Source organism: Halomonas sp. KM072, assembly GCF_050710315.1.
Taxonomy (GTDB): domain Bacteria; phylum Pseudomonadota; class Gammaproteobacteria; order Pseudomonadales; family Halomonadaceae; genus Vreelandella; species Vreelandella hamiltonii.
Window position 1 is genome coordinate 2,003,940 of sequence record NZ_CP136132.1, and the last position, 9,067, is coordinate 2,013,006.

7 protein-coding genes, 7 tRNA genes and 1 pseudogene are annotated in these 9,067 nt (G+C 59.6%); 3 read left to right on the forward strand and 12 right to left on the reverse strand.

Annotation, left to right across the window (positions count from 1 at the left end):
• Nucleotides 1-5: 5 nt before the first annotated feature.
• A pseudogene (locus RVM26_RS09495) lies at nucleotides 6-833 on the forward strand (ISL3-like element ISPst2 family transposase); the annotation flags it as partial.
• Between the two features lie 190 nt (nucleotides 834-1,023).
• Here the strand turns inward: RVM26_RS09495 and RVM26_RS09500 are convergent.
• The 6 genes from RVM26_RS09500 to RVM26_RS09525 all read right to left on the reverse strand — a co-directional run bounded on the left by RVM26_RS09500 (nucleotide 1,024) and on the right by RVM26_RS09525 (nucleotide 4,944).
• A tRNA-Ser gene (locus RVM26_RS09500) sits at nucleotides 1,024-1,111 on the reverse strand.
• A gap of 108 nt (nucleotides 1,112-1,219) precedes the next feature.
• A complete protein-coding gene (locus tag RVM26_RS09505) occupies nucleotides 1,220-1,726 on the reverse strand; it encodes a hotdog family protein (protein WP_498938350.1) in 507 nt (168 codons plus the stop codon).
• 26 nt (nucleotides 1,727-1,752) lie between these two features.
• On the reverse strand, nucleotides 1,753-2,313 hold the full coding sequence (locus RVM26_RS09510) for a nitroreductase family protein (protein ID WP_287807451.1): 561 nt from the start codon (nucleotides 2,311-2,313) through the stop codon (nucleotides 1,753-1,755).
• Nucleotides 2,314-2,339: 26 nt separating this feature from the next.
• A complete protein-coding gene (queF, locus tag RVM26_RS09515; RefSeq protein ID WP_039181225.1) occupies nucleotides 2,340-3,173 on the reverse strand; it encodes an NADPH-dependent 7-cyano-7-deazaguanine reductase QueF in 834 nt (277 codons plus the stop codon).
• Between the two features lie 38 nt (nucleotides 3,174-3,211).
• The gene (locus RVM26_RS09520; protein WP_016914465.1) at nucleotides 3,212-3,985 is read right to left on the reverse strand and encodes an ABC transporter permease; all 774 of its coding nucleotides are present in this window, start codon (nucleotides 3,983-3,985) and stop codon (nucleotides 3,212-3,214) included.
• Nucleotides 3,982-4,944 carry an ABC transporter ATP-binding protein gene (locus RVM26_RS09525; RefSeq protein WP_498938353.1) on the reverse strand — a complete coding sequence of 321 codons (963 nt, stop codon included), beginning with the start codon at nucleotides 4,942-4,944 and terminating at the stop codon, nucleotides 3,982-3,984. Before RVM26_RS09525 ends, RVM26_RS09520 begins: the two co-directional genes overlap by 4 nt.
• A gap of 270 nt (nucleotides 4,945-5,214) precedes the next feature.
• Here RVM26_RS09525 and RVM26_RS09530 point away from each other — a divergent pair, with 270 nt between their 5' ends.
• Entirely contained in the window at nucleotides 5,215-6,843 is a 1,629-nt protein-coding gene (locus RVM26_RS09530) for a methyl-accepting chemotaxis protein (RefSeq protein ID WP_498938355.1), read from the forward strand.
• Between the two features lie 185 nt (nucleotides 6,844-7,028).
• On the opposite strand, the gene RVM26_RS09535 is transcribed toward RVM26_RS09530, so the two are convergent.
• The 6 genes from RVM26_RS09535 to RVM26_RS09560 form a co-directional block, all read right to left on the reverse strand.
• A tRNA-Gly gene (locus RVM26_RS09535) sits at nucleotides 7,029-7,103 on the reverse strand.
• Nucleotides 7,104-7,177: 74 nt separating this feature from the next.
• Nucleotides 7,178-7,253: transfer RNA gene (locus RVM26_RS09540), tRNA-Glu, on the reverse strand.
• A 19-nt stretch (nucleotides 7,254-7,272) separates the two neighbouring features.
• Nucleotides 7,273-7,347, reverse strand: a tRNA-Gly gene (locus tag RVM26_RS09545).
• Between the two features lie 22 nt (nucleotides 7,348-7,369).
• A tRNA-Glu gene (locus RVM26_RS09550) sits at nucleotides 7,370-7,445 on the reverse strand.
• A 34-nt stretch (nucleotides 7,446-7,479) separates the two neighbouring features.
• A tRNA-Gly gene (locus RVM26_RS09555) sits at nucleotides 7,480-7,554 on the reverse strand.
• A 25-nt stretch (nucleotides 7,555-7,579) separates the two neighbouring features.
• A tRNA-Glu gene (locus RVM26_RS09560) sits at nucleotides 7,580-7,655 on the reverse strand.
• 308 nt (nucleotides 7,656-7,963) lie between these two features.
• On the opposite strand from RVM26_RS09560, the gene RVM26_RS09565 reads away from it, so the two are divergent.
• Nucleotides 7,964-9,067, forward strand: coding sequence for a TRAP transporter substrate-binding protein (locus tag RVM26_RS09565; RefSeq protein WP_016914467.1), 1,104 nt, complete (start codon nucleotides 7,964-7,966; stop codon nucleotides 9,065-9,067).

A 9,067-nucleotide genomic window follows, 5' to 3' on the forward strand; every position in this document is an offset into this window, starting at 1 on the left:
TCTGAGACGACCCCTACCTGAACAAGCGCTACCGCTGCATTCTGACCAACATTGAGGAGCGAACCCTGCTCGACCTGCTGGCCACCCGCCGCCAGGACGTGGTGACCAACTACCTGATGAAGCTGAAAGACCGGCAGAAGGTCGAGATCGTCAGCATGGACATGTGGAACCCCTACCGGGCAGCGGTCAAGGCTGTGCTGTCCCAGGCCCGTATCGTGGTCGATAAGTTCCATGTGGTGCGCATGGCCAACGATGCCCTAGAGAGAGTGCGCAAGGGCCTCAGAAAGGAGCTGAAACCGTCCCAGAGCCGGACTCTCAAGGGAGACCGAAAAATCCTGCTGAAACGCGCTCACGAAGTCTCAGACCGGGAGCGCCTCATCATGGAGACCTGGACAGGCGCGTTCCCGCAACTGCTGGCCGCCTACGAGCACAAGGAGCGCTTCTACGGCATCTGGGACGCCACCACACGGCTCCAGGCAGAAGCCGCCCTGGACGAGTGGATAGCCACCATCCCGAAGGGCCAAAAGGAAGTCTGGAGCGATCTGGTCAGGGCAGTGGGAAACTGGCGCGAAGAGACCATGACCTACTTCGAGACGGACATGCCCGTCACCAACGCTTACACGGAGTCCATCAACCGACTGGCCAAGGACAAGAACCGTGAAGGGCGCGGTTACTCCTTCGAGGTGATGCGGGCACGAATGCTCTACACCACGAAGCACAAGAAGAAGGCACCGACTGCGAAGGTCTCTCCTTTCTACAAGAAAACCATCGGTTACGGACTGCCGGACTTCGCAGAGGAACTCAACTACGGAGTCGATCTATCAACCATCTGAGGGTGGTATCAGATTGATGGGGTGAAGGTGCCCCATCAACCATTAAATCCGTATACCCGAAGAGATTTAGCGTCCAGAGAAGCTTGATACCGTTCAGTAAGAGCCAAAACCAAAGTATGGGCTGTAGTATGGGCTAAGTAAATTACAAACACAAAAAAGCCGATGAAATCAGCGGCTTATCTATATTCGGTGGCGGAGAGGGAGGGATTCGAACCCTCGAAGCCTTTCGACTTACACACTTTCCAGGCGTGCTCCTTCGACCACTCGGACACCTCTCCACATTGTGTGCTCTGCTGCAGGGCGTTGCCTTTCTCAACAGAACGGCGCATATACTATGCGTTAAGCTGTGAAATAGCAAGCCTTTTTCACGTCAGGGCTTTTTCACATCACGGGCTGGGCAGCACGGCATAGCGGCTGCTGGCTTCCAGACATAGCGTGTCGCCGCAGTAGAGCTGCTGGCTGAGCGCGATGCTGCCTTTGCCGCGTTCGTGCAGCCGTTCTGCCAGCGCTGCAGGGCCGTCGCTGCTGCTGGGCGTACAGATGAGGTGGTAGTCGCCGGTCACCGGGGCAACGAAGCGCTGGTTGGCCTCCGCCACGACCACGTCTTGTGCCCTTCCCTGCTGGCGCAGCCACAGGGTCACCCAGCACCATCCTTGCAGGGTGGCTTGTGCCGCCAGGGCACCGCCGAAGCCGGTGCCTTTATCATTGAGGTTAGGCGCCAGCGCCAGGTGCCAGGTCAACGCGTCGTTGGCGTGACTCACGTCACTGATGCCCAAGGCTTCCACCATAGGAATCGCCTCGCCCAGCCAGCGGTGGAAGGCGTGCAGGTCTTCCTTGCCCTCTGGCAGCGGTAGACGCGGGTGCGGTAGGCCTGGCTGGCGTGACGGGCTCATGGAGGGGCTCCTCGGCGGTTAAGCGCTCAATCCCAGCGTTCGACGAAATCGGCGGCGTTATGCTCGGGCACCGGCTTGTGACGACCAGCCAGGCTGCCCAGGTAGATGAACGCGACCACTTCATCCTCCTTGTCCAGCCCCATTCCCTTGCGCACCACCGGGTCGAAGGCATACTTGCCGCTGCGCCACATGGCGCCCAAGCCCAGGGCGTGTGCGGCCAACAGAACCCCGTGGGCAGCACAGCCCGCTGAAATGACCTGTTCGACCTTGGGCACCTTGGCAATATCTGGCGTCACCTTGGCAATCACGGCGATCACCATGGGCGCGCGCAGGGGCTTTTTGCGGGCAGCGTTCAGGGTGTCATCGCTGGCGTGCGGGTCTTCCTGGAACTCCGCTTCGGCGAACAGTTCTCCCAGGCGCTCGCGCCCTTCTCCGACGAACTCGATAAACCGCCACGGGCGTAGCTCCTTGTGGTCGGGGGCACGCAGGGCGGCGCGGTAGATGGCGCTGAGCTGTTCCGGGCTGGGGGCAGGCTCGGTGAGCTTGCCCATGGAGCTACGTTCGTGCAGCAGCGTAAGAGCGTCCATTGGCGTCTCCTTGTCCTGGGTCGGTATCACTGGCGCGCCAGGCGTAGCGGGCTGGGCGGCGCCATGCCCGGCGTGGCACGCCAGGGGCTGATGTCCAGCCCACCACGGCGCACGTAACGCGCCAGCACCAGCAGTGATTCTGGCTGGGCGTACTGCATGAGATCCGTGAAGATATGCTCGACGCAGTGCTCGTGAAAATCCTGATGCTGGCGGTAGCCAATCAGGTAGCGCAGCAGCCCTTCGCGGTCGAGGCGCGGGCCTTTATAGCGAATCAGCACGCTCCCCCAGTCGGGCTGCCCGGTCACAGGGCAGTTCGATTTGAGCAGATGCGAATGCAGCGTCTCTTCCACGATATCATCGTGGGTGGTCAGGTGCTCGGCGCTGGGGGTGTAGTGGCTGACCTCGATATCCAGGTCGTCCAGGCACTCCCCTGGCAAGCGTCGCGGGGCCAGCGCTTCGTCATCCACCGGCAACAGCTCGACGCTGACCGGGGCACCCGCCGCACCGCTCAGGTCGCGCACCAGGATGGCTTCTACCTCGGCCTGGCTGGCAAAGCGCGTCTGGTTGAGGCTGTTGAGGTAGAGCTTCCAGGATTTGGACTCGATCAACTGCGGCGAGCTTGCCGGCAGCCGAAAGCGCGCCACCGCCACCACCGGCTTGCCGCGTCCATTCAGCCAGGAGACTTCGAAGGCGTGCCACTCGTCTTCACCCACGAAGGGCAACGCGCTTTCTTCGATCCCCAGCGGCGCGCGATTGGCCGCCCGAGGAATGGGGTACAGCAGTGCCGCATCGTACTGCTCGGGGTAGGCAGAATCGCGCCCCAGCGGCGCGTGTTCCAGAGTATCAGGGCGGTGTGCCATGCAAAACGTCTCCATCAAACCAGGGGCCCTTGGGGCACTTAACTGCGAATACCTTTGCCACGCTCCAGCATGGTCAGCGCCACCATGAACAGCACCACGATGAACGCCATGATCGCCGTCAGCGCCCAGCCGACGGGAATGTCAGACACCCCCAGAAAGCCATAGCGGAAGACGTTGACCATGTACAGAATCGGGTTGAGCATCGAGACGCCCTGCCAGAAGTCCGGCAGCATCGAAATGGAGTAGAACACGCCGCCCAGGTAGGTCAGCGGGGTCAGGATGAACGTCGGCACGATGGAAATGTCATCGAACTTGTTCGCCAGCAGGGCATTGATGAAGCCACCTATGGAGAACAGCGCCGAGGTCAGCACCACGACCAGTATCGTGAGCAGCGGATGCTCCACCGTCAAGCGGGTGAAGAACAGCGATACCAGCGTCACGATGAGCCCAACGCCCAGGCCTCGGGCCATGCCGCCCAGAATGAAGCCAGAAAGAATCACGCTATTGGGCATGGGCGAGACCATCATCTCTTCCACCGAGCGCTGAAACTTGTTGGAAAAGAAGCTGGAGGCCACGTTGGAGTAGCTGTTGGTGATCACCGACATCATGATCAACCCGGGCACGATGAAATCCATATAGCTGAAGCCATCCATCTCACCAATGCGCGAGCCGATCAGGCTGCCGAAAATGATGAAGTACATGGCCATGGTGATCGACGGTGGCAGCAGGGTTTGCGGCCAGATACGGGTAAACCGCTTGATCTCCTTGAGCACCAGTGTCCACAGCGCGACCAGGGTTTGTGTGGCATTCATGCGTTGGCCTCCTGCTGCTCACGTTGATCCAGAGCCGCCTGGCTGCTCTCTACCATGGAAACGAACATCTCTTCCAGACGATTGGCGCGGTTGCGCATGGAAACCACTTGAATGCCCTGCTCACTGAGCGATGAGAACACGTCGTTCAGCTGCTGGCCTCGGTGAATGACCACCGAAAGCTGAGAGGGCTCCACCTGGTGGACCTCGAAACCCGGCACCTGCGGCGCTTGCGCGACGGGAGCCGCCAGGTCCAGCAGGAAGGTTTCCGTATCCAGCTCGGCCAGCAGCTCGCGCACGCTGGTGTTACGCACGATCTCGCCGTGATTGATGATGGCGATATTGCGGCACAGGCTTTCGGCTTCTTCCAGATAGTGGGTCGTCAGAATGATCGTCGTGCCTTCGTCGCGGTTGATGCGCCGCATGTACTCCCACATGCTGCGACGCAGCTCGATATCCACCCCCGCCGTGGGCTCATCGAGAATCAGCAGCTTGGGGCGATGCATCAGCGCACGCGCAATCATCAGGCGGCGCTTCATGCCGCCGGAGAGCATCCGCGCGCTGCCGTTGCGTTTTTCCCACAACCCCAGGTCGGTCAGCAGCTGCTGGGCACGGGGCAGCGCTTCACTACGCCGCATGCCGTAATAGCCCGCCTGGGCCAATACGATATCCAGCACTTTCTCGAACTGGTTGAAGTTGAACTCCTGCGGCACCACGCCCAACTGGTACTTCGCTTTGGCAAAATCCTTGTCGATGTCGATACCAAAAATCGACACCTTGCCCGCGGTTTTCTGCACCAGGGAACATACCACGCCCAGAGTGGTGGATTTACCTGCCCCATTGGGGCCCAGCAGTGCAAAGAAGTCGCCCTGCTGAACGTCCAGATCAATCCCTTTTAACGCTTGAAAGCCGTTGCCGTACACCTTGGTAAGGCCACGGATCGACAATGCCGGTTCGGCCATGAACATGTCCTGTCAGCAAAATGAGAGCTTATGAAGCTAGATGGGAAGATATCGGGGCGAACGCATATTTTTTCAAGCTAACGAACTCGATGCCCTCACGGCGAGCCAGATGACTGTTTTACAAAGGTTAAGACTACATTAGGCGACACTTTGCCACGCTATTGCAGCAGAACCCAGGCAATTAATACTTTAGTATGAAGCGCGCACCGGGCGCTGCGTCAGCACCGGTGCCAAGGGAACAATCGAACATAACAGAGAGCTTGCCTGATAATGAGCACTGCCATTACCTCTTCCAGCATTGCGCCGCCATCGACGGAGCACGCGACGACCTCACCTGCGCGCCATCGACTCTCCACGCTGCCCCTGCGTCGTCAGCGCCTGATCGGCGTCGGCGTACTGTGGCTGATCCTGGCCGTCATGATCGCCATCAATGCCTGGCAAAGCCGTAACTTGCTCTATAGCGAACGCGAACAGCGCATGGTGACGGCAGTCGACATCGGCATTTCCACGCTGGAACACTACCACCACCTGGCCGAGCAAGGTCAGCTGTCCGTTCCCGATGCCCAGCGCCTCGCCTTCAACATGCTGCGCGACATACGCTTTGGCGAAGATGACAACTACCTCTTCGCCTTCAACGGCAGCCTGCGTATGCTTGCTCATCCGCGCAGAGAAGTAGGCGAAGACATCTCTCAGGTGAGCGACCCCGAAGGCACGCTGATTTTCCAGAGCATGCTGGATAACACACGGGCCAATGGCAGCGGCTTCACCGAATATTACTCCAACTTCGCGCGCGGCAACGATGGCAGCCCGCTAGTACGCACTTACTCCGAAGCTTTTGCACCTTGGGATGTGTACGTGGCCAGTGGCGTCTTTGTAGGTGACGTCAACAGCACCATCGTCAGCCAACTCATTGAAACCATCGTGGTGGGCATTGTGGCCGGTGCGCTGGTGACCCTGGCTTTCTGGGGCATGATAACGCTGATCCTGCGCCGCCTGGGCGGGGAGCCCAACTACGCCGCTGGCGTGGTGTCATGCATTGCCCAGGGCGATCTGACCGCCCCCGTGGTCCTGCATGCCAACGACACCAGTAGCCTGCTCTACGACATCCGCTCGATGCGCGACAAGCTGCGTGAAGCCATGATCGACATCTACACCACCAGCGAGGCGGTGGATGGCAATGCCGGTGATATTGCTGCGGGCAACCAGGAGCTGTCATCACGCACCGAGCAGCAGGCCGCCGCCCTTCAGCAGACCTCATCCAGCATGGAAGAAGTCACGGCGACCGTTCGCCAAACCGCCGACAGCGTGGCACAGGCCAAAGAGCTGGTACGCAGCGCAGGCGAAACCTCGCAGGCAGGCCAGCAGGCCATCGGCAATGCCGTCAACTCGATGCAGGAGATCAGCGCCGAGGCTGACAAGATCACCGATATCGTCACACTGATCGACAGCATTGCCTTCCAGACCAATATTCTGGCGCTCAACGCCTCGGTGGAAGCGGCCCGCGCCGGCGAACATGGCCGCGGTTTTGCCGTCGTGGCCGGTGAAGTTCGCCAACTGGCCAACCGCTCCGCCACGGCCGCCCACGAGATCAAAGGGCTGATCAACGCTTCCAACGCCCAGGTCAGCAACGGCGCCGGGCTGGTCGATACGGCCAAACAACGGATGCAGGACATCGACCTGCAAATTCAGAAGGTCAACGACCTGTTCGAGGAGATCACCGCCGCCACCTACGAGCAGACCCGCGGTATCGAACAGATCAACGTGGCCATCGCCCAGCTAGACCAGGCCACCCAGGACAATGCCTCGATGGTGCAGCAGACCGCCACCTCTGCCCAGGACCTCAAACAGCGCTCACAGTCGCTCAACAGCGTGGTCGGCCACTTCACTCTGGTGGATTGAACCACTTGGCCCGGGCGCATGCGCCCGGGCATTCCGCTTACTCTCTTCCGAACGGCGCCCACGACAAAGCGCTGCTCAAGGCAGTTATCGAACGGACAACAGAAACGAAGAGGATCTGGCAAAGCAGAATCAGAAAAAACGATGGAAAAGCAAAGACGAATACACAGGAGGGAGGACCGTTGAACTGGAGCGGGAAAGGAGATTCGAACTCCCGACCCTCGCCTTGGCAAGGCGATGCTCTACCACTGAGCTATTCCCGCAACATGAACGGCATTACTTATGGAAACCGGTTACAGCAACCGATGACGACAACCAAGTGTCAGCGTCATGCGAGTGGCGTCCCATAGGGGGTTCGAACCCCTGTTCCCGCCGTGAAAGGGCGGTGTCCTGGACCACTAGACGAATGGGACACATGTACACGCAGACGACTGGAGCGGGAAAGGAGATTCGAACTCCCGACCCTCGCCTTGGCAAGGCGATGCTCTACCACTGAGCTATTCCCGCTTGATGTCGCTAAAAATCGGATTGGCGTCCCATAGGGGGTTCGAACCCCTGTTCCCGCCGTGAAAGGGCGGTGTCCTAGACCACTAGACGAATGGGACGTATAAACACGTATGATTCATTACATACGCGTTATGGAGCGGGAAAGGAGATTCGAACTCCCGACCCTCGCCTTGGCAAGGCGATGCTCTACCACTGAGCTATTCCCGCAACTCCGATGACCTAAACGATACGATGGCGTCCCATAGGGGGTTCGAACCCCTGTTCCCGCCGTGAAAGGGCGGTGTCCTAGACCACTAGACGAATGGGACGTTTCATTGCCTCGTCGAGGTGGCGCGTATATTAATCAGCGCACCTCTTACTGTCAAGCCCTCTGATATCGAAACGTTTTATGCCTGCGCAACGAAGGTGCCTGACGGCAATAACCTGCGCGATAACGGTGCACGAAACTTGCCCATGCACACCACGCCACCCGTTCAGCGCATCCTACAAAGCCCTAAAAATCTTTCATTTAAAATAAAATCGATTTTTTGGCATATCCCTTGCTTTGTACACAGCGTCCCTCGGCGATTGGTGCTCCCCTACCACTGCCGTCTTTCCTTACTGCATGAGGTGCTGTATGTCCTTTACCCGTCGCAAGTTTCTTACCAGCGCTGCTCTGACATCCACTGCGGGGCTGGTGTTGGGCGCCCCTTCCTTGGCCAAGGCGCAGTCGAGCGAACAGTTCAACTGGCGAATGACCAATGCCTACAGCCCAGGCTCTCCGTTCTATGTAGAAGGGCCCGGCAGCCCGCGGGACGTGATTGCCAAGATCAACGCCATGTCGGGCGGACGGCTCAATATTCAGCACTTTGCAGCAGGAGAACTGATCCCGGCCTTCGAAGGCTTCGAGGCCGTGCAGAGCGGCACCATCGAAATGAACGCCGCCAACAGCTACTTCTGGTCGGGCACCACGTTCGCCGCACAATACTTCACCACCGTGCCCTTCGGCATGAGCTTCATGGGCCATATGGCCTGGCTGTATCACGGCGGTGGCCTGGAGCTATGGGAAGAAGTGTATGAGCCTTACGGCATGATCGCCCTGCCGTTGAACAATACAGGCGTGCAGATGACCGGCTGGTTCCGTGAGCCCATCGAGGACATCGGCCAGTTGAACGGGCTGCGCATGCGTATTCCGGGCCTGGCCGGGAAAGTCTATGCCGCGCTGGGGGTCGATGCCCGTGTACTGCCCGGCGGTGAAATCTTCCCGGCGCTGGAGCGGGGCGTCATCGATGCAGCAGAGTTCGTGGGCCCTTACCAGGATCGCCGCATGGGGCTGCAGAATGCCGCGAAGTTTTATCACACCACCGGCTGGCACGAGCCTGCCACCACCGGTGAGCTGCTGATTTCCAAACAGCATTGGGATGCCCTGCCCGACGACCTCAAGATGATCGTGAAAAGTGCCTGCATGGCGGCGTGTCTGGAAAGCGTCACCTGGTCGGAAGCCGTCAACGGCGAGGCCATGGCCGACCTGGTGGACAACCACGGCGTTACCGCAAGCCCCCTGCCAGCCCCGGTGGTCGAAGCGCTGCGTGAAGCCACGATGGATACCCTGGCCACCGAAGCCAACGCCGACCCGCTGGTACGCAAGGTCCACGACAGCTACATGGCCTTCAAGGCCAACCATGACCGCTGGGCAGGCCCCAGCGAACGCGCCTGGTTAAACGACATCATCGGGGTGTGA